The organism is Blastomonas sp. CCH1-A6 (assembly GCF_001556365.1).
In the GTDB taxonomy this organism is placed as follows: Bacteria; Pseudomonadota; Alphaproteobacteria; order Sphingomonadales; family Sphingomonadaceae; genus Blastomonas; species Blastomonas ursincola.
Genome location: NZ_LSIS01000338.1, coordinates 20,328 through 39,705, shown reverse-complemented (window position 1 = coordinate 39,705; position 19,378 = coordinate 20,328). Strand labels below are relative to the sequence as shown.

Genomic DNA, 19,378 nt, shown 5'->3' with positions numbered 1-19,378 from the left:
GCGCGCTGCGTTGTCGAGGGTGAACCGCGCCTATGCCGGACGCATCCATGCGCGCCGAATTCCGGGGACACGATACTAAATGCTCCCAGGGTGCAACGGCGGATAAGCTGCTCGCATGGCAGGCCTGTCCCGCATCATGACCCCGCATGTTGGACATCACGAAATGCAGCGGCACAATCGGCGCTTGCTGGTGTCCTGAGGCTTACCGCCCCATCGGGTCCGCCTTCGCATCGGCGCTGGCGGCATAAGTCGGCGCAAACCGCGCCTTGCTCGCCTGTTCGAAGGCGTAGCCGGCCTTGATCACCTCATGGTCCTGCCACTGGCTGCCGATGATCGACAGGCCGACGGGCAGCCCGGCGACCAGACCCATCGGCACGGTGATGTGCGGATAGCCGGCCACGGCGGGCAACTGGCTCTGGCTGGGGCCGATGCTGTGATCGCCATTGACTAGGTCGCTGACCCAGGCGGGAGCGGTGCTGGGGCCGACTAGGAAGCGGACATTGTGCGTCTTGAGCAGCTTGTCGATGCCTTCCGCCCCTGCGAGGCGCTTCGACTTGGCCAGCGCCTCCCTGTACTCGGGATCGTCGAGACCCTTCTGGCTCTCGGCCAGATCGAACAGCGACTGGTCGAACCAGGCGAGCTCGGTCTCGGCGTTCGCGGTGTTGAAAGCGATCACGTCCTTGAGCGTGCGCGCGGTGACTTGCGGAGGCGTGGTGGCGAGATAGGCGTTGAGGTCCGCCTTCAGCTCGACCATCAGCACCTTGAACTCGGCCTCGCCCAGCCCCTCGAGCCCGGTGCGGCTGTCCGCGATCTCGACCAGCTCGGCGCCTGCGGCCTTCAGCTTCTCGAGCGCCTGCGCAAACGCCGCCTGCACGCGCGCGTTGCCGCCGCGCCGGTCGATCAGCACGCCGATGCGCACGCCCTTCAAGTAATCCGGCGAGAGCCCTGCGGCATAATCGGTCTTGCGCTTGTCCGCCTCCGCCGTCGCCGGGTCTGCCGGATCGCTGCCCGCCAGCGCGGTGAGCAGCAGCGCCGCATCGGTGACGCTGCGCGCCATGGGCCCTGCGGTATCCTGGCTATGGCTGATCGGGATCACATGCGTGCGCGAGACAAGGCCGAGCGTCGGCTTGAACCCGACGAGCCCGTTGATCGACGACGGGCAGATGATCGACCCGTCGGTCTCGGTTCCGATCGTCGCGGCCGCGAGGCTCGCCGCCGCTGCCGCGCCGCTGCCCGAGGACGAGCCGCAGGTGTTGCGGTCGAGCGCATAGGGGTTCTTCACCAGCCCGCCGACGCTCGACCAGCCGCTGACCGAATCGTTCGAACGGATGTTCGCCCATTGCGACAGGTTGGTCTTGCCCAGGATGATCGCGCCCGCCGCGCGCAGCCGGGCAACCAGCGGCGCGTCGCGGTCGGTGACATTGGCGAGCAATGCGGTCGACCCTGCCGTGGTGGGGATGCGGCCCTTCGCCTCGATATTGTCCTTGATCAGGATCGGGATGCCGTGCAGCGGCCCGCGCAGCTTGCCCGCCTTGCGCTCGGCATCGAGTGTCCGCGCTTCGGTCAGCGCATCGGGCATCAGCGCGATGACGCTGTTGAGCTGGATGCTCGAATCCTCGTCGATCCGCCCGATCCGGTTGATATAGGCGTTGACCAGCTGCTCGCTGGTGACCTTGCCCGAAGCGAGCATCGCCGATAGTTCGGGGATCGACTTTTCCTCGACATCGGGAAGCGACGCTTCTGTCTGCGCGTGCAGCGGAGCGGGGGCGAGGGCCAGCGGGGCGAGAAGGGCAAGTGCCAGGGCGAGGGTGCGCATGCGCCCACGATAGCGCGGGCGTTCGGGCGGGCAAGAGCGCGCCGACAAATTTGCGCGCGGCTCTGGCGGGGGAGAGGCGCTGCGCCCATATCGCCGCCATGCCGGACAAGCGCTATACCAAGTCGACCCTGCCCGAAAAGACCTGCGAGGCCTGCGGGCGGCCCTTTGCCTGGCGCAAGAAATGGGCGCGCGACTGGGACAATGTGAAAACCTGTTCCGAACGCTGTAAGGGTGACCTCCGGCGCAAGAACCGGGCGGGCTGAGTCACGCCGACGCTGCGATCCGCTCCGCGATAGCCACCAGCTGCCGCGCCTGTTCCAGATGGAGCAGCTCGGCCATTTTCCCCTCGACCCGGATCGCGCCCTTGCCGGCGTTCTCGGGCAAGGCGAACGCGGCGATGACGGCCTGCGCCCAGGCCAGTTCGTCCTCGCTGGGCGAGAAGACCGCATTGCACGGCGCGACCTGGTCGGGATGGATCAGCGTCTTGCCGTCGAAGCCGAACAGCAGCCCCTGGTGCGCCTCGGCCTCGAACACAGCCAGGTCGCGAAACTCGTTGCACACCCCGTCGAGCACGGCGACGCCATGCGCGCGCGCAGCGGCGACAGCGAGCGTCAGGATCGGCAGGAACGGCGTGCGTTCAGGCGTCAGCCGCGCGCGCATTTCCTTGGCGAGATCGTTCACCCCCATCACGAAGGTCGACAGCCGCGTGGAGCCGCCCAAAGCCGCGAGCGCATCGAGATGCGGCACCACCGCGCAGGTCTCGATCATCGCCCAGAGCTTGAGCCGCGAGGGTGCCTCGGCGAGCGCGGCGTTGCACGCGGTTATGTCGGCGGGGCGCATCACCTTGGGAATCAGCACGCCGTCCACCTCTGCCTTCGCCACTGCGGCAAGGTCATCCTGCCCCCAGGGCGTGTCGAGCGCGTTGATGCGGATGACCAATTCGCGATGACCGAACCCGCCCTCTGCCGCCGTGGCAATCGCTGCCGTCCGCGCGTCCTCCTTTGCCTCGGGCGCAACCGCGTCCTCGAGGTCGAGGATGATGACATCGGCGGGCAGGCTGCGCGCCTTGGCGAGCGCCCGCGGGTTCGATGCGGGCATGTACAGCGCGCTGCGCCGGGGACGTGCAATATCGGACATCGGGGCCTCCTGCCGGTGATCAGGCGGGATTAGCACCCAGATAGCGGAAGGCAACAACGGTCAGGTCGTCGCTCGCATCCGCGCCGTCCTCGAAGCTGCGCACGGCGCCGCACAGGCTGGCGACCATCGCCGCGGCGCTGCTCTGGTCGGCGACCAATGCGGCGCGGGTGCGATCGTTGCCGAACAGCTGATCCTGCCGGTTCTGCGCCTCGGTCACGCCATCGGTGATCAGCACCAGCGCCTCGCCGGGCTGGAGCACGATTTCCTCGGCGGGCCAGGGATAATCCATGATGCAGAAGGGCGGGCCGCCCTCCATCGCTTCCTCAATAACCTGCCCGTCGGTGGTGATGCGCAGCGGATTGTCATGGCCCGCATTGACGAATTCGGCGCGCCCTGTCGAAAGGTCGATGATGCCCAGCAGCATGGTGAGGCCGAGCGCATCGCCGCTGTCGCGCATCAGCTCCTCGTTGAGCTGCGCGGCGGCATCGGCGAGCCCGCCCGGCGCGCGCAGCATCACGCTGCGCGAGAGCGCCTTGGACAAGGCCATGAACAGCGCGGCGGGCACGCCCTTGCCGGTGACATCGGCGATCAGGATGACGATGCGGTCCTTGTCCAGCCGGATGATGTCGTAGAAATCGCCGCCGACCGACTTGGCGGCTTCGAGCTGCGCGGCGATATCGATGCGCGGGTCGAGCCTTGCCAATGCGGTGCGATCGGGCAGCATGCCCAGCTGGATCGAGCGGGCCGCACCAAGTTCGCCCTCGCTGCGGTTCTGCGCATCGCGCAGCGCCGCGCGCTCGCGCCGGGCCTCGTTGAACAGCGCGGCGAATACCGCGAGCGCGCTACCGCTGCCGAGCAGCACCGGGCGGATCGGATCGAACAGCAGGTCGCCGAAGCGGAACAGCAGCCAGCTCGCCAGCGGCAGGCTTGCCGCCGCGCCCGAGAGCACCAGCCAGCGGCTGCGCGCCGGTGCCTGGCCGGTGGCGAGCAGCAGCAGGACGATGGCGAGCAGCCCGCCGACGGCCCATTCGGCTGCCGGCATGGTCCAGGGGCGATCGAGCCAGCCGCCCCGGTTGATCGTGTCGGCGGCCTGCGCCTGGATCAGCACGCCGAACATTTCGGAGCCCAGGGGCGTCGCGACGATATCCTGCGTGCCCTCTGCGGTCAGCGAAACGAGGACGATCTTGTCCTTGAGCTGCGAGAGGTCGAACTCCTGCGACATGATCTCGATCGCCGAATAGACATGGGCCTCCGGGATTTCGGCGAAATGCAGCCGCATCCGCCCCTGATCGTTCACCGGGATGCGGCGCTGTCCGATGGTGACGCTGTCGGGGCTGAGCTCGATCTCGGGATCGGTGCCGGTGCGCTGCTCGATCGCGACACGCATCATCTCGAGCGCCAGCCCGGGCACCAGAGCCTCGCCGGTCTTCATGACCAGCGGCACGCTGCGCACCACGCCATCGCCATCGGGCGCCCCGTTGAGCAAGCCGAAGCCGGGCGCCCGGGCCTCCAGCTCCTTGAGATTGCTCTGCACGAGCGGGTAGCGGGCGAGGGCAGGGGGCGGGGTCCCGTCTATCGTCGCCCATTGGGTGAGGCTGGCAGGGTCCGCCCCGCGCAGCTTGACGCCAGCACGGCCAAGCACGACCGGCGCGGTGCTGATCGCATCGGCAAAATCGCTGTCCATGCTGCCGAGCTGATCAAGCCATGCCTGGATCGCCGGGTCGTCGGGCGCATAGAGCCGCGAAAAGCGTGTCGGACTGACCGCGTCGGGCTCGACGAACAGGATGTCGAAACCGATCGCCGCTGCGCCGCCCTCGGCAATGCGCTGGGTCATGGTCGCGAGCACCCGGCGCGGCCAGGGCCAGCTGCCGATCACCTCCAGGCTTTCATCGCCGATCGCGACGATGCGGACCTGGCTTTCGGAAAGGTCGCGTGGGGCGATGCGCTGCCAGCCATCGAACACGATATTCTGCTCGCGCGTGCCCAGCGCGAGGCTGAGCAGGGCAGCAAGCGTGAATCCGATGAGCGCCGCCCGCCACAGGCCGCGCGGCGGACTGCTGATCCGAACGGCGCTAGAGCGAGACTTCGAGGCCATCATAGGCGCACAGCACCTCCAGCGGATCGTGCTCGCGGGTCAGCTCCTCGTAGCGCACGCTTTCGGCGTGCATGCGCGCGATATCGGCGTCCGAATAGACCGGTTCGTGGTGGAACAGCGCCAGCCGCTTCGCCCGCGCGCCATGACACAGGTCGATCGCGACGATGTTGCTGGAATGGCCCCAGTCCTCCTTCATCGAAACGCTGTCGGCGAGCGAATACATCGTGTCGCAGATGACCAGGTCCGCCGCACGGAAGAACTGTTCGACATCGGCCTCGCCTTCCATCCGGTCGAGCTTGTGTTCGCTGTCGGTGCTGAAGACCGCCACCTTGCCCTCGGCATCGGTGAAGCGATAACCGAAGCTGCTGTGCGAATGGTGCTGTTCCATCAGCTCCACCTGCACCGCGCCGATCTGATAGGTCTCGCCCACCTTGAGCGTGCGGAACTCGATCTTCGCGCGCAGCCAGTCGAATTTTACCGGGAAGGAGATTTCCTCCTGCTGGCGGCGCAGCGCCTCTTCGGCATCCTCGTGCCCGGAATGGATGACGATATGCGCATTGGGGTCGAAGGCTGGCACGAAGAACGGGAAGCCCATGATATGGTCCCAGTGCAGGTGCGACATGAAGAAGTGATAGACCCTTGCGTGACCCGCAGCGCAGCGACGCATCGCATCAAGACCGAAGCCCCGCAGCCCGCTGCCCATGTCGCACAGGATGAAGGCATCGCCGTTCGCCGGATCCCCGGCCTCGATCTCGACGCAGGTCGTGGCCCCGCCAAAGGTCCCACTGACGGCGAAATCCAGTTCGCTACGCGCAAAGCTGCGCGCTTCCTCGATATCGGCAAAGCTGCGGCCCGATGCGGCAAGCAGCGCGTGTGCGACCTTGTCCTGTACGATCGATGCGGTGGCAGCAACGGGCAAGGACCCCCGTGTTCCCCAGAAACGGACCAGCATCGCATCCCCCCTGATTGTTGCGCGGCGTCCCCGTGTCGCCAGCGTGCTAGATTGCGGCCTCGATGCTGTCCGAGACTGGGAACAGCTTGTCGTACCGGCTGATTGCCAGAATTTCGCGCATTACCTCGTTGGGACGCGCCAGCGCCATCGCAACACCGGCCGCATCTGCCTGGCGCTTGGCGAGCGTCAGTGCGCGCAGGCCGCGCGACGACATGTAATCGAGCCCGGCAAAATCGACGATCAGCTTCTTGCCCGGCGAATCGGCGGCCATGGTCACGCTGGCGGCCAGATGTTCGGTAAACGCCTCGGCGGTTGCCTCATCGACACGGCCATCGGGGCTGGCAATCACGCATCCCTGCTGTTCGCTACTGGACCACTGCATGTTTTCCGCCTTTCGCATGGGGGCTGAACTTAGCGGCAAATTCACCTTGTGGGAAGTTGCCCCGAATGTAGCCGTTACAGCCTGTACAATAACGGGAAAATTGTGTCGTGATGGCCAAAAGGGGGGTAAGACGGCACGCAATGGCCCAGGGGGAAACCGACATACGCTTTGCCGAACTGGAGGGATTCGCGCTTGCGGCCCCGCGCCGTCTGTGCACGGATTGCGGCATTTCGCGCAGCAGCGATCCCAAGGCCTGCGGCCGGGTGTGCCAGTTTCTCAAGCCGGACTACGAAACGCTCGAGCGCCAGGTCCATGGCCGCACGCGCGATCCTGAACGGCCGGACGAACTGTTCTTCGGCCCCTTCCGCCGCATGGTCGCAGGCGAGCTGATCACCCCGTCGCCCGGCGCGCAATGGACCGGAATCGTTTCGCGGCTCGGCGAGCGGTTGCTGGAAACCGGTGCGGTCGATGCCGTGCTGGCGATCGGGCCGCATCCCGAAGATCGCTGGCGGCCCAATCCGGTCCTGATCACGCGGGCAGAAGACATGGCCGGGGTGCGCGGGATGCGCATGGGCTATGCGCCGCTGCTGGCGCTGCTCGAACCGGCGAGAGCGGCCGGGCACAAGCGGATCGCGCTGATCGGCATTCCCTGCCAGGTGCACGCGCTGCGCGCGCTCGAGGCCGAACTGGGTTTCGAGCGCATCTACGTCATCGGAACACCGTGCGCCGACAACACCACGACCGAGAATTTCCACCTGTTCCTCAAGCTGCTGTCGGACGCGCCGGACAGCATCTGCTATCTCGAATTCCGCTCCGACTATCATGTCGAGCTGCGCTTCGATGATGGTAGCGTGCGCGAGGTTCCCTTCCTGCAACTGCCGATTGCCGATCTGCCCTCGGACTTCTTCCCGCTGACCTGCCGCACCTGTGTCGACTATACCAACGTCCTGGCCGATATCACCATCGGCTATATGGCCGGCGGCGGCAAGCAGTGGCTGGTGGTGCGCAACGAGCGCGGCGAGGAGCTGGTCGAGCTGCTGGGGCAGGAGCTGCGCACCCGCGACGTTACCAGCGCGGGCAATCGCGCCGGCCCGGTCAAGGGCTTTCTGGCGAATACCGAGCGCGCCGCGGGCGGCCTGCCGCTGCGCCGCATGCCCAAGGTGCTGCGAGGAATCTTCGGCTGGCTGATGCCGCGCATCGGGCCGCGCGGCGCGGAATTCGCGCGTGCAAGGGTCGAGATGAAGGCGATCGAGACCGTGCTGCACCTGCGTCGATCGGCCCCGGCGCGGATGAAATCGATGATCCCCGACCATGTCTGGGAACTCGTCAAGCGCTACGGACTGGAGCCGCGCCCCGGAGAGCGCGCCGACGAGGTCCGCACGCCCGACCTGTAAGCCGGATCAGCGGCGCTGGGCCAGCCAGATCGTGTGCCGCGCGCCGCCGCCGGTTCGCCGCGCCCGGACAACCTCCTCCTCCACCGCAAAGCCGGCCTTGCGCAACCTTGAGGTGAAGCGCGGATCGGGGCCGCTCGACCACACCGCCAGCACGCCGCCGGGCCCCAGCGCAGCCCGGGCCTGCTGCAACCCCTGCGCCGTATAAAGCGCATCGTTGCCCTCGCGCGAAAGCCCGTCCGGGCCGTTGTCGACATCGAGCAGGATGGCATCGAAGCGCCCGGCGCTGCTGCGGATCAGCCCACCGACATCACCGACATGAATGCTGACGCGCGGATCGTCGAGCGTGCCTGCGTGCAGATGCGCCATCGGCCCGCGTGCCCAGTCGACGATCTCGGGGACCAGCTCTGCCACCTCGATCGATGCGCGGGCGCCGAAGGCCTGCAGGGCGGTGCGCAAGGTAAAGCCCATGCCCAGCCCGCCGATCAGCACGCGCGGCGCGGACACCCCCGCGATTCGTGCGGCGGCGAGCGTGCTCATCGCCTCTTCGGAGCCGCTGAGCCGACTGTTCATCAGCTCGTTCGCACCGAGCATGATCGAATATTCGCTGCCCCTGCGGATCAGACGCAGGGGCTCGTCTCCGCCCGGCACCTCTGCCGTGGCGAGGAGTTCGCGCGGGATCATCGGGTCAGGCCCGACCCGCCGAGGTCAGCAATGAGGGGCAAGGAATGGCGTGTCAGTTGGTCCCGGCGCAGGGGCCGCCGGCACAGATCTGCCCCGATTCGACCAAGTCGCGCACGTTCTGATTGCCCTTCGTGCTGATCATGCGCCATTCCGCCACGGTCTTGCAGACCTTGCTCTTCTTGATCAGCGAACCGGTCGATTCGATCTTGCGACAACGGATCTTGTTGTCATCCGACTGCGGGTCTTCCTTGTTCGTCGGCTGCTTGGCGTACACGCTCACTGCCGTGAGCGGCATGCTGATGCACGAGGCGGCGGCAGCCAGAATCATCGCAGTCTTCTTCATGCTGTGTCATCCGTCGATGGGCGCAAAAGCCGCTGGGGGCGAGCGCAGGTTGATGTTCCAGGCAGCCGAGGGCAAGGCTACCAGTGTGCTTGCATGCTCAGACCGTATCATCAACGGATATTGAAACAAACCGCAAATTTGTGCGCGCGCAGCAAAGTTAAGCCAGATTGGTATTGAAACCGGTTGCATCGGCTGCAGCGAAATAGCCTGCGATCACTTCCTGCTCCTCAGGCGTGAGATGCGGGTTCCACACATCGAAGATCAGGACGGCGCGCATCTCGTCGCTGTCGTTCCACGCTTCGTGCTCGATGGTATCGTCAAACGCAAAGGCCGTGCCGACCTTCCATTCGCGCGTTTCGCCACCCACCCGAAAGCCGCAACCATCGGGAACGATCAGCGGCAGGTGGACGATCGCGCGGGTGTTGGTGACGCCGGTATGCGGCGGAATGCGCGTGCGCGGCTTGAGGATCGAGAAAAAGGCGGTCGGCGCGCGGCCTGGGATGATGCTCTGCGGGATTCCGCTGAGCGCCTGTGCGGTGGCCGGGCAGCGCTCCAGCACGGTGGCATTGGGCTTGCCATATTCCCACAGGAAGCAGGCCCCCCAGGCAAGCGACTGGTCTAGCGGTGACCATTTGCTCTGCGGCGCTCCCTTTTCCATCCGCACATAGGGGCGCAGCGCATCGCCGGGATCGGCGAGCAGCGCCAGCATCTCCTCGCGAATGGCGTCTGTCCTGGCCTCGACCTGTGCAAACCAGGGGAAATGCGCTTCCTCGAAAAACTCGTCCGCGGGCAGGAAAGGATAGCACAGGCCGTTGCATTCGTTGGTGTAGATCTTGCGCTTGCCCATCGCGGCGTCGACAAAGGCGCGTGCGCGTCGCCCCGCAGTGGTCGGCATCCGCGCCTGAAAGTCGCCCAGCGCGTCCATGACCTGATATTCGATGCGGCTGGTGCAGGCGGCGCAGAAATCACGGCCCACCTGCAGCACGGGCACCAGCGCTTCGGGCAGCGGGTCGAGATGCGCGGCAAGCTGAAGCACAGCCTGCCAGGCTGCCAATGCATTGGCCTCGTCGCCGGTTCGCTGATGCGCCTCGGCCTTGCGCAGCCATGCCATGAAATCGCGCCGATCGATGTCGAGTGCGGCGTCTAGTGCGGCAAGTTCGCCCTGGTCGTCGCCAAGTGCGCGCCGGGCCGTCGCCAGATTGCGCCACAAGGCGGTGGCGCCCGGATCGGCCCGCGTCGCTGCCTCGAAGGCGCGTGCAGCTTCGGCAAAGCGCCCCTCGCGCAAAGCCGCCATCCCGGCGCTGTTCAACGCTACCGGATCATTTTGTGCAGTTACTGCCATATGTTGCTAGTCCCCCGACCACGTCCTGCTTGCCACGCTGCCGGGGGATTGGCAAGGATCGCCGCGATGACCGATACCGGCCCCGATTTATCCGGCGACAAGGCCGCTCTGGTGCGCGATTCCCTTTGGCATGCGCATCGCTATGACGCGGTGCAGGACGCGTTCCAGTTTCGCCATGTCGCGCGGGACCAGCACCGCCGGGCCACCTTCCTCACCGACGAATATCTCGGCGAGGCCGCGCAGGTCGTTCCGGTACCGCGCGCGCAGGCGCTCGCGGCCGGTGCACCGCGGGCGCCGCTCCATTTCATCTTCCACTCCGCTTTCTGCGCATCGACCATGCTGGTGCGCGCGCTCGACGTGCCGGGCCTGGCCATGGGGCTGTCCGAGCCGATGCTGTGCAACGACATGATGGGCTGGCGCTGGCGCGGGGCAGACCGGCGCCAGGTCGCCGCTGTGCTCGATGTGTCGCTGGCGCTGCTGCAGCGCCCGTTCGGCCCCGGCGAAGCGGTGGTGGTCAAGCCATCTAACATCTTCAACCCGCTGATTCAGGCAGTGATGGCGCTGCGGCCGGAAAGTCGCGCGCTGCTGCTGTACGCGCCGCTGCCGGTGTTCCTCGCCTCGGTCGCGCGCAAGGGGCTCTGGTGCCGCCTCTGGGCGCGCGAGCTGCTCGAGGGGCAGCTGCGCGAAGGCGGGGTCGACTTGGGCTTCGGCCCGGCGGACTTCTTCCGCCAGAGCGATCTGCAGGTCGCCGCAGTCGGCTGGCTGGTGCAGCATCGCCAGTTCGGCCAGATTGCGCGCGCGCTGGGCCCCGAGCGGGTCGCGACGCTCGACAGCGAAACGCTGACGGCTGCCAAGCCCGACCATCTGAAGGCACTGGCGCGCCATTTCGGTCTGGGGCTGACACCCGCACTGGAACAGGCGATGCTCGCCAACCCTGCGCTTACCAGCCATTCCAAGTTCGGCCAGGCTTTCAGCGCCGAAGATCGTGCAGCCGAGCAGGATTTTGCCCGCCGCGCCTATGGCGACGAGATCGACAAGGTGCATGTCTGGGCGCTCGAGGTGGCCCGGGTGAACGGCATCGCACTCGACCTGCCGCATCCGCTCAGCCTGTAAAATCCTTCCCGTTCGCGGCTTTCGTTCGTCGTGGCGGGGAACCGTTCCGTCGCTCTGCCGTAACCCAGCCAGGATGACCGACCCCGTTTTTCCCGGGCCGCGGCATCGGGACAAAACAGGAGGAAGACATGGGTTTGATTCTGGCGCTGATCATGGGCGGCATCATGGGCTGGCTGGCCAGCAAGGTGATGAACCGCGACGCGCAGATGGGCATTTTCTGGAACGTGGTGGTCGGCTGTATCGGTTCGGTGCTGGGCCGGTTCCTGTTCGGCGGACTGATCGGCGGCGGCAGCCTGCGCGCGGACGCCTTTGATCCGCTGACGCTGCTGACCTCGTTCCTGGGTGCGGTCGTCCTGCTGGCGATCGTCAACCTGGTGCAGCGCGGTCGCGCACGGTAACGGCACACCGCCCGCAAAGCGGGGCTTTTCCATCCGAAAAGGGCACCGGTGCATGGCTCCGGTGCCCTTTTTGCTGCGCGCATTAACCTCCAACAATTGCCATCCTGCCTGACAGGTTCTAAAGCGCGCCGCGTGCAGCGCAGCATTATGGCTTGCGCGTGGTGACTTAATTGGATAACACAGTGCCATGACGTTTCCCGAGCGCATGGGCGTTTCCGGGGAGCATGGTCTCCGCAGATCGCGAGATCGATCGCGCATCGATCGATGCGGACTGTTGCGGAGAGCCACGAGGTTTGGACGGATCGGGCAATGAATTACGAAAGCAGCTTTGGCGGCGACACCATCACCGCACGCAGCGAAGATCTTTATGGGTCGGAGGTTGACGGCGCAGCCCGGTCGGGACGGCGTCGCAACATCATCATTGCCATTGTCGTCCTCGCCTTGCTGGTGGCGGCGGGCGTGTATTTCTTCGGCGGCAAGCCCGAGACGGCTGCAGGCGAAGGCGCGAAGGCCGGTGCTGGCGAGAGCGAATCGCAGGCCCCGGCAGTGACCGTGATCGTGCCTGGTTCGGGCTCGGTCGAGCGCGTCATCAATGCCACCGGAACGCTGGCTGCACGGCGCGAAATGCCGATCGGCATCGCGGGCGAAGGCGGCCAGGTGATCCGCGTGCTGGTGCAGCCGGGCGACTGGGTGCGCACCGGCCAGGTGCTCGCGGTCATCGATCAGGACGTCCAGACCCAGCAGGCGCGCTCGCTCGCGGCCCAGATCCAGGTGAGCCAGGCCGATGCGGTGCTCGCGCAGAATGAGCTCGACCGTGCGCTGCAGCTGGTCGATCGCGGATTCATCTCCAAGGCCGATGTCGATCGTCGCCGCGCGACGCGCGATGCGGCGGTGGCGCGCGTCGAGGTGGCCAAGGCGCAGCTGCGCGAGGCGCAGGCGCGCAATGGCCGCCTCAGCATCCGCGCGCCCGAATCGGGTCTGGTGCTCGAGCGCAATGTCGAGCCTGGCCAGGTGGTCGGCGGCGGCAGCGGCGTGCTGTTCCGCATGGCGGCTGGCGGCGAGATGGAGCTGCGCGCGCAGATGGGCGAGGCCGATCTTGCCGCGCTCAGCGTTGGCGTGCGCGCCGATGTGCGCCCGGTCGGCACCGACCGGACCTTCAGCGGCCGGGTTTGGCAGGTCGCGCCGATCATCAACGAGACCTCGCGTCAGGGCGTTGCCCGCATCGCGCTGGGCTATGACAAGGCGCTGCGTCCGGGCGGTTTTGCCAGCGCTGCGGTGATCAGCGGATCGAGCCAGTCCCCTGTGCTGCCTGAGTCCGCCGTGCTCAGCGACGACAAGGGCAGCTATGTCTATGTCATCAACAAGGACAACAAGGTCGAGCGGCGCAACGTGACCACCGGCACCGTGACGCCGCGCGGCATCGCGATCGCGACGGGCATCAGCGGCAAGGAGCGCGTCGTGCTCTATGCAGGCGGCTTCCTCAATCCCGGCGAGACGGTGCGCCCGCAGATGCAGGGCAAGCGCGGCTGACCTGGCGGGTACGGCGCACGCGGCCCTTGCCGCTGCCGGTTGTCGAAAGGGTGCGTGCGTTGGTCGAGAGGGGCCGCCCGGTGGCGTTCTTGCCGGGCTGCACGGGTTGCATGGGGCCTGCATCTGGCCGTATTGGGATAACGTAGCTGGACCGGGCGCAGCGCCCGGCGGGACGAGGAAAAAGCGATGAACTTCCGGAACATGTCGGCCTGGTCGATCCGCAATCCGATCATCCCGCTCGTCTTCTTCACCGGTCTGCTGTTCGCCGGCATCCTCAGCTTCATGCGCATGGATGTGGTGAACAATCCGGACATTGACTTCCCGGCGGTGCAGGTCGTCATCTCGCAGCCCGGCGCAGCCCCGACCGAGATCGAGAACCAGATCACCCAGCGCATCGAATCCGCCGTTCGGTCGATCAATGGTGTTAAGAATATCAGCTCGACCGCCAGCGAAGGGTCGTCGAGCACCTTTGTCGAATTCGAGATCGGCACGGATGTCATCGAAGCGGTGAACGAGGTCAAGAACTCGGTCGACCAGATTCGCGGCAGTTTGCCCGAGGGCATTCTGGAGCCATCGGTGACCAAGGTCGACGCAACCGGCGAGCCAATCGCCTATTATGCGGTCGAAGCCGACGACATGACGATCGAGCAGCTGAGCTGGTTCGTCGATGATACAGTGACCAAGCGATTGCTCGCGATCGACGGGATGGCCGAGATCGACCGCTTTGGCGGGGTCAACCGAGAAATTCGTGTGGTGCTGGACCCTCAGAAGATGCAGTCGCTGGGTGTTACGGCCTCGCAGGTCAACAACGCGCTGCGCCAGATCAATATCGATGCTGCCGGAGGCCGCGCAGATATTGGTGGCACCAAGCAGTCGCTCCGCGTGCTCGGCAATGCCGATACCGCTTTCGACCTGTCGCAGACCCAGGTGCCGCTCGGCAACGGGCGCACCGTCAAGCTCACCGATATCGCGACCGTGACCGACGGCTATGGCGAGCCGACCTCGATCAGCAAGGTGCGCGACAAGGAGGTCGTGAATTTTGCCATGACGCGGTCCAAGGGGGCTTCGGACGTGACCGTCTATTACGAAGCTCTCAAGGCAATGGACGACCTCAAGAAAGAGAACCCGGGAATCGAGTTCATCCCGCTCGGCACCAGTGTCGAATATACCGAGGGTCAGTATGAAAGCTCGATCTCGGCGATGGTCGAAGGCGCGGTGCTGGCGGTGGTCGTGGTGTTTTTCTTCCTGCGCGACTGGCGCGCGACGATCATTTCGGCGATTGCCATTCCGCTCTCGGCGATCCCAACATTCTGGTTCATGGATCTGCTCGGCTTCAACCTGAATTTCCTGTCGCTGCTCGCGCTCGGCCTGGTCGCGGGTGTGCTCGTCGATGACGCGATCGTGGAGATCGAGAATATCGTCCGGCACATGCGCATGGGCAAATCGGCCTATCAGGCATCGATCGACGCGGCGGACGAGATCGGCCTAGCGGTGGTCGCGACCTCGTTCTGCATCGTCGCGGTGTTCCTGCCCGTGGGCCTGATGCCTGGCATCTCGGGGCAGTTCTTCAAGAATTTCGGCTTCACCATCGTCGTTTCGGTGCTGATGAGCCTTGCCGTCGCGCGCATGATCACGCCGATGATCGCGGCCTATTTTCTGGAAGCCAAGGGCCACGCCTCGCACGGCGAGGGCCGCCTGATGGACATGTACATGAGGGTTCTCGGCTTCTCGCTCGACCAGAGCCGGGCCAAGGCCTTTCGGGGATCCAATCCCAGCCTTGGCCGCAAGCTGGTCGCGTTGTTCCTTGATCATCGCGTCTGGATGATGGGAATCGGCATGCTTGCCTTTGTGCTCACCGTTGTCCTCTTCATGATCACGCCGGCTCAGTTCCAGCCGACGATCAACGAGGATAACAGCCGCATCCAGATCGAGATGGTGCCCGGCACGACGCTGGAGCAGACCGAGGTGGTGGCCGACAAGGTCGCCGCGATCATGTACAAGCAGCCCGAAGTCGAGCGCGCCCTGATCCGCATTCGCGAGGGCAATGGCACCATCTTCGTCACGCTCAAGAAGGATCGCAAGAAGAAGTCGTTTGAGTTCGAACGGGATCTGGCCCCGACGCTTCAGGCCATTCCTGACGCGCGGGTGACCTTCGCATCGCAATCGGGTGGTGGCGGCACCAATCGCGATATCTCGATCATGCTTACTGGCTCCGACCCCGACAAGCTGGATAGCGCGGCGGCTACGCTGGTCGAACAGATGAAGGGGCTGAAAGAGGTAACCGGACCTCGTGTCAACGCTGACATGCGCAGACCGGAAATCATCGTGAAGCCGCGCGCCGACCTGGCCGCGCAGCTGGGCATCACCACGGCCGCACTCAGCCAGGCTATACGGATTGCGACACTGGGCGAGATCGAGCAGAACGCAGCGAAATTCTCGTTGTCTGATCGTCAGATCCAGATCCGCGTCGTCCTGCCAAAGGAATCGCGCTACGATTTCGAGACCATACAGAACCTGCCGGTGCAGACCGCTGCAGGCGGGTCGGTGCCGCTCAGCCGCGTCGCCGATATTTCGTTCGGCTCGGGCCCGACCACGATCCAGCGCTACAATCAGGAGCGTCGCGTGTTCGTCGGCGCAGACCTTGCCCAGGGCGTGGTGACCAGCCAGGCAATGGAGAAGATCAACAACCTGCCGATCATGAAGAACCTGCCGACTGGGGTGAGCAACAAGCCCTTTGGCGAGCAGGAATGGCAGGCGGAACTGATCCTCAACTTCATCATCGCTCTGGTCTCGGGCGTGCTGCTCGTTTTTGCGGTGCTGGTGCTGCTCTACAAGCGGCTGATGTCGCCGCTGGTCAACATGGGCTCGCTGGCGCTTGCTCCGCTGGGCGGAATCCTGCTCGTCTGGGCCGTCGGCCAGCCGGTATCGATGCCGGTGCTGATCGGGGTTCTGATGCTGCTCGGCATCGTGTCGAAGAACTCGATCTTGCTGATCGACTTCGCGATCGAGGAGATGCATCGGGGCGTGCCCAAGCACGAGGCCATTATGGATGCCGGGCACAAGCGTGCGCAGCCTATCATCATGACAACGGTCGCGATGGTGTTCGGCATGATCCCGACCGCGCTCTCGCTCTCGGGCGACGGTGCATGGCGTGCCCCGATGGGTACGGTGGTGATCGGCGGATTGATCGTCTCGACGCTGCTGACGCTGGTGATCGTTCCCGCAGGCTTCAGCCTCGCCGATGGCGTCGAAAAGCGCGTGGGTCCGTGGCTGCGCAACCGTCTGCTCACCTACAAGCCGGGCGATAACCGCCACGATACGCCAGAGGTTCAGCCGGCCGAGTGAGCGGACCGGGCCTGAAGATGCAGACCGCTCCCGCAGCCCGCCAGGCCGATCCGGCCTGGCGCATGCGGGCCATTGCCACGGGCATGCTGGTGGTGATGGCGGGCGTGTTCCTGGCGACGCACTGGGCCGAGGGGCATGTCGATGACCGCTGGGGCTATGTCCGCGCCTTTGCCGAGGCGGCGATGGTGGGCGGGCTGGCCGACTGGTTTGCAGTCACCGCATTGTTCCGTCATCCGCTTGGCCTGCCGATCCCGCACACCGCGATCATCCCGCGCAACAAGGACCGCATTGGCGACACGATGGCGCAGTTCCTGCGCAGCAACTTCCTGACGCCACTGGTGGTCGCGCGGCGGATGCGCAGCATGAATGTCGCCGCCGCGGCGGGGCGCTTCCTCGTCCAGCCCACCGGGGGCGAGGGGCGGCTGCGGCTGGGCGCGTCGAACATGGTCGCCGATGTGCTCGAATCGCTCGACCAGGACCGGCTCGGGGGCAACGCCAAGGAGGCGCTCAAGGTCCAGCTTGAAAAGCTCGATGTCGCGCCGCTGCTTGGCCAGATCCTCAGCGCCGCGATCGCCGACAACCGCCACCTGCCGCTGATGGACGGCATCGTCAAATGGACCCAGCGTACGCTCTTTGCCAACGAGGAACTGCTCAAGGACATGGTGCGATCGCGCGCCAATTCGATCATGCGCTGGACCGGACTCGACGAGCGGCTCGCCACCGGCATTATCGACGGCTTGCACAATCTGCTGTTCGACATGGCCGAGGATGTCGACCATCCGCTGCGCCATAAGGTCGAAGAAGGGCTCGAGACGCTCGCCCATCGCCTGCTGCACGATCCCGAGATGCAGGACAAGGTGCGCGGCATCAAGGCGGAGATGCTGGCCAACCCGGCAATGGCACGCTGGCTCGACGGTCTGTGGGAGCGCAGCCGCGCCGCACTGCTCCGTGCCGCGCGCGATCCCGACAATGCGCTTTCGGGCCAATTCGGCGATGGCCTGAAGCAAATCGGCGAATCGCTGATCAACGATGCGCGCATGCAGACCCAGATCAACCGCTTCGCCCGCAGGACGCTGGTCGGCATCGCCAACCGCTATGGCGACCAGATCGTGCGGCTGGTATCGGAAACGGTGCGCCGCTGGGACGCGCAGACTATCACCGGGCGGGTCGAGAATGCGGTGGGCAAGGACCTGCAGTTCATCCGCATCAACGGAACGCTGGTCGGCGGACTGGTCGGGCTGACCATCCACGCCGCGACGGTGTGGTTGGGGTGAAGGCGCAGCGGTAGTCTCATCCCGTCACCCTGAACCCTTCGACTTCGCTCAGGCCAGGCTCGTTTCAGGGTCCATCTTTCGTCACGCGGCTTCGGCTTGTAGGGCGCGATGGATTCTGAAACAAGTTCAGGATGACGATCTAAGAATCCCGTCTCAGCCTGCCAATGCCTCGCCCATCGCCCGAACCGCAGCGACCTTGGCGTGCAGCGGTCCCCAGTCGTCGCGCTCGGCGATCGCCGCCCAGATGGTTTCCACCTCGTCGATCAGCATCGATTGCGGTGCATCGCCGTGCCAGTAGCTATGCGAGCGATCGCGCGCCGGGGCATAGCCGGCCTTCACCGCGCCGAAATCCGCCCACAAGGTCTCGCCCGGCTCGCCAATCAGTGCTGCGGGGCATGCAGGGGTTGCATCGCCCATCCAGGCGAAGAAGAAATCGTCGATTCCCACACCGCCCTTCAGCATCAGCGCCTCGGCGGCACCGACCAGCACGCGGTCGTGCTCCAGCCCCTGCGGCACGACGCCCAGGCGCCAGCAGAAGCGCCGCGCCAGCGCTTCCTGATAGAGCGGCCCGAACCGTTCGAGCGCGGCGATCAGCGGCGGCGCCTCGCTGATCAACCGAAGCGCGACCGCGAGCTGGCCGAGATTCCAGTGGATCGCCTCGGGCTGGCGGGCAAAGGCGTACAGGCCCGCATGGTCGAAATAGGCGGCGGTAAAGCCCGGCTCCCATTTCGGCGCGAACCGCCAGGGGCCGTAATCGAAGCTCTCGCCAGTGATGTTCATGTTGTCGGTGTTGAGCACGCCATGCACGAAGCCTGCGACCATATAGCTCGCCGCCAGATCGGCCATGCGTTCGACCGCGAGATTGAGCAGCAGCGCCGCCTCGTTCTCGCTCGTCTGTCCGTCGTAAAGCGTATCGAGCGCGTAGCGAACGACATGGGCCATCTTCTCCTCGTCATCCTCATAGGCGATGCGCTGGAAGGTGCCGAAGCGGATATGGCTGTGGCTCAGCCGCACCAGCACCGCAGACCGCGTGGGGGATGGCTCGTCGCCGCGCCACAGGCTCTCGCCGGTCTCGATGACCGAGAAGGTCTTGCTGGTGTTGACCCCCAGCGCCTCAAGCATTTCGGTCGCCAGGATCTCGCGCACCGCGCCCTTGAGCGTCAGCCGCCCGTCGCCATCCCGGCTGAACGGCGTCTGGCCCGATCCCTTGGTGCCGAGGTCGAGCAGCCGGTCCCTGTCGTCGCGCAGCTGCGCGAACAGGAAGCCGCGCCCGTCACCGATCTGCGGATTGTACACGCGAAACTGGTGCCCGTGATAGGCGAGCGCCAGCGGCTGGGGCAGGTTGCCCGGCATCGGGTTGAACCGCCCGAAATGATGCACCCAGCGCTTGTCGTCGAGCGTCTCCAGTCCCACGGTCGCGGCGTGCCGGTCATTGCGGAAGCGGAGCACGGCTTGCGGGAAATTGGCGGCCTTGACCGGATGCGCGATGGCATCGGCGATCGTCAGGATGGCGGGGTCGGCGCGGTAGGCTTGCGCATAGGGCGATGTGGCTTGCGGATCGGCTGTCATCGGGCGA

General features: G+C 65.7%; 16 protein-coding genes. 7 read left to right on the top strand and 9 right to left on the bottom strand.

The features are described from left to right. Positions 1-202: 202 nt before the first annotated feature. Complete coding sequence (locus tag AX735_RS16380) at positions 203-1,816, bottom strand: amidase (protein WP_066282411.1); 1,614 nt, start codon at positions 1,814-1,816, stop codon at positions 203-205. 98 nt (positions 1,817-1,914) lie between these two features. On the opposite strand from AX735_RS16380, the gene AX735_RS24470 reads away from it, so the two are divergent. Then, on the top strand, positions 1,915-2,079 hold the full coding sequence (locus tag AX735_RS24470) for a DUF2256 domain-containing protein (RefSeq protein ID WP_082751166.1): 165 nt from the start codon (positions 1,915-1,917) through the stop codon (positions 2,077-2,079). A 1-nt stretch (position 2,080) separates the two neighbouring features. Here AX735_RS24470 and AX735_RS16375 read toward each other — a convergent pair whose 3' ends face one another. From AX735_RS16375 to AX735_RS16360, 4 genes are read right to left on the bottom strand one after another with little or no spacing between them, the layout of a single operon-like run. Beyond that, the gene (locus AX735_RS16375) at positions 2,081-2,953 is read right to left on the bottom strand and encodes an HpcH/HpaI aldolase/citrate lyase family protein (RefSeq protein WP_066282409.1); all 873 of its coding nucleotides are present in this window, start codon (positions 2,951-2,953) and stop codon (positions 2,081-2,083) included. Between the two features lie 19 nt (positions 2,954-2,972). After that, entirely contained in the window at positions 2,973-5,051 is a 2,079-nt protein-coding gene (locus AX735_RS16370) for a CHASE2 domain-containing protein (protein ID WP_082751165.1), read from the bottom strand. Next, positions 5,026-6,000, bottom strand: a complete 975-nt coding sequence (locus AX735_RS16365) for an MBL fold metallo-hydrolase (protein ID WP_066282405.1) — start codon at positions 5,998-6,000, stop codon at positions 5,026-5,028. The genes AX735_RS16370 and AX735_RS16365 overlap by 26 nt, the downstream gene beginning before the upstream one ends. 46 nt (positions 6,001-6,046) lie before the next feature. Further along, positions 6,047-6,382 carry an STAS domain-containing protein gene (locus tag AX735_RS16360; RefSeq protein ID WP_066282419.1) on the bottom strand — a complete coding sequence of 112 codons (336 nt, stop codon included), beginning with the start codon at positions 6,380-6,382 and terminating at the stop codon, positions 6,047-6,049. A gap of 140 nt (positions 6,383-6,522) precedes the next feature. On the opposite strand from AX735_RS16360, the gene AX735_RS16355 reads away from it, so the two are divergent. Further along, a complete protein-coding gene (locus tag AX735_RS16355) occupies positions 6,523-7,776 on the top strand; it encodes a Coenzyme F420 hydrogenase/dehydrogenase, beta subunit C-terminal domain (protein ID WP_066282402.1) in 1,254 nt (417 codons plus the stop codon). A gap of 6 nt (positions 7,777-7,782) precedes the next feature. Here the strand turns inward: AX735_RS16355 and AX735_RS16350 are convergent, their stop codons facing one another. From AX735_RS16350 to AX735_RS16340, 3 genes are all read right to left on the bottom strand, one after another. Next, the gene (locus AX735_RS16350) at positions 7,783-8,457 is read right to left on the bottom strand and encodes a spermine/spermidine synthase domain-containing protein (protein WP_066282400.1); all 675 of its coding nucleotides are present in this window, start codon (positions 8,455-8,457) and stop codon (positions 7,783-7,785) included. A gap of 52 nt (positions 8,458-8,509) precedes the next feature. Further along, positions 8,510-8,785 carry a hypothetical protein gene (locus AX735_RS16345; RefSeq protein ID WP_156447527.1) on the bottom strand — a complete coding sequence of 92 codons (276 nt, stop codon included), beginning with the start codon at positions 8,783-8,785 and terminating at the stop codon, positions 8,510-8,512. 172 nt (positions 8,786-8,957) lie between these two features. Continuing rightward, positions 8,958-10,109, bottom strand: a complete 1,152-nt coding sequence (locus AX735_RS16340; protein WP_231750149.1) for an aspartyl/asparaginyl beta-hydroxylase domain-containing protein — start codon at positions 10,107-10,109, stop codon at positions 8,958-8,960. Positions 10,110-10,208: 99 nt separating this feature from the next. Between AX735_RS16340 and AX735_RS16335 the strand changes: the two genes are divergently transcribed. The 5 genes from AX735_RS16335 to AX735_RS16315 all read left to right on the top strand — a co-directional run bounded on the left by AX735_RS16335 (position 10,209) and on the right by AX735_RS16315 (position 17,802). Beyond that, complete coding sequence (locus AX735_RS16335; protein ID WP_066282396.1) at positions 10,209-11,255, top strand: hypothetical protein; 1,047 nt, start codon at positions 10,209-10,211, stop codon at positions 11,253-11,255. Between the two features lie 128 nt (positions 11,256-11,383). Then, positions 11,384-11,653 (top strand): GlsB/YeaQ/YmgE family stress response membrane protein, encoded by a 270-nt coding sequence (locus AX735_RS16330; RefSeq protein ID WP_060978063.1) that lies wholly within the window; start codon positions 11,384-11,386, stop codon positions 11,651-11,653. A 309-nt stretch (positions 11,654-11,962) separates the two neighbouring features. Then, a complete protein-coding gene (locus AX735_RS16325) occupies positions 11,963-13,183 on the top strand; it encodes an efflux RND transporter periplasmic adaptor subunit (RefSeq protein ID WP_082751164.1) in 1,221 nt (406 codons plus the stop codon). Positions 13,184-13,369: 186 nt separating this feature from the next. After that, complete coding sequence (locus AX735_RS16320; protein WP_066282394.1) at positions 13,370-16,528, top strand: efflux RND transporter permease subunit; 3,159 nt, start codon at positions 13,370-13,372, stop codon at positions 16,526-16,528. Between the two features lie 17 nt (positions 16,529-16,545). Then, complete coding sequence (locus AX735_RS16315) at positions 16,546-17,802, top strand: DUF445 domain-containing protein (RefSeq protein ID WP_231750148.1); 1,257 nt, start codon at positions 16,546-16,548, stop codon at positions 17,800-17,802. A gap of 153 nt (positions 17,803-17,955) precedes the next feature. On the opposite strand, the gene AX735_RS16310 is transcribed toward AX735_RS16315, so the two are convergent. Then, positions 17,956-19,371: a protein adenylyltransferase SelO family protein gene (locus AX735_RS16310; RefSeq protein ID WP_066282392.1), complete on the bottom strand. Its 1,416-nt coding sequence runs from the start codon at positions 19,369-19,371 to the stop codon at positions 17,956-17,958. Between the last annotated feature and the right edge of the window lie 7 nt (positions 19,372-19,378).

What these genes read in the sequence shown, in the direction of transcription:
- AX735_RS16325 (WP_082751164.1), top strand. Translation starts at nt 11,963, where the DNA reads ATGAATTACGAAAGCAGCTTTGGCGGCGACACCATCACCGCACGCAGC.
- AX735_RS16350 (WP_066282400.1), bottom strand. Translation starts at nt 8,457, where the DNA reads ATGATCCCGCGCGAACTCCTCGCCACGGCAGAGGTGCCGGGCGGAGAC.
- AX735_RS16380 (WP_066282411.1), bottom strand. Translation starts at nt 1,816, where the DNA reads ATGCGCACCCTCGCCCTGGCACTTGCCCTTCTCGCCCCGCTGGCCCTC.
- AX735_RS16365 (WP_066282405.1), bottom strand. Translation starts at nt 6,000, where the DNA reads ATGCTGGTCCGTTTCTGGGGAACACGGGGGTCCTTGCCCGTTGCTGCC.
- AX735_RS16360 (WP_066282419.1), bottom strand. Translation starts at nt 6,382, where the DNA reads ATGCAGTGGTCCAGTAGCGAACAGCAGGGATGCGTGATTGCCAGCCCC.
- AX735_RS16330 (WP_060978063.1), top strand. Translation starts at nt 11,384, where the DNA reads ATGGGTTTGATTCTGGCGCTGATCATGGGCGGCATCATGGGCTGGCTG.
- AX735_RS16315 (WP_231750148.1), top strand. Translation starts at nt 16,546, where the DNA reads ATGCAGACCGCTCCCGCAGCCCGCCAGGCCGATCCGGCCTGGCGCATG.
- AX735_RS16355 (WP_066282402.1), top strand. Translation starts at nt 6,523, where the DNA reads ATGGCCCAGGGGGAAACCGACATACGCTTTGCCGAACTGGAGGGATTC.
- AX735_RS16375 (WP_066282409.1), bottom strand. Translation starts at nt 2,953, where the DNA reads ATGTCCGATATTGCACGTCCCCGGCGCAGCGCGCTGTACATGCCCGCA.
- AX735_RS16320 (WP_066282394.1), top strand. Translation starts at nt 13,370, where the DNA reads ATGAACTTCCGGAACATGTCGGCCTGGTCGATCCGCAATCCGATCATC.
- AX735_RS16370 (WP_082751165.1), bottom strand. Translation starts at nt 5,051, where the DNA reads ATGATGGCCTCGAAGTCTCGCTCTAGCGCCGTTCGGATCAGCAGTCCG.
- AX735_RS16335 (WP_066282396.1), top strand. Translation starts at nt 10,209, where the DNA reads ATGACCGATACCGGCCCCGATTTATCCGGCGACAAGGCCGCTCTGGTG.
- AX735_RS16310 (WP_066282392.1), bottom strand. Translation starts at nt 19,371, where the DNA reads ATGACAGCCGATCCGCAAGCCACATCGCCCTATGCGCAAGCCTACCGC.
- AX735_RS24470 (WP_082751166.1), top strand. Translation starts at nt 1,915, where the DNA reads ATGCCGGACAAGCGCTATACCAAGTCGACCCTGCCCGAAAAGACCTGC.
- AX735_RS16345 (WP_156447527.1), bottom strand. Translation starts at nt 8,785, where the DNA reads ATGATTCTGGCTGCCGCCGCCTCGTGCATCAGCATGCCGCTCACGGCA.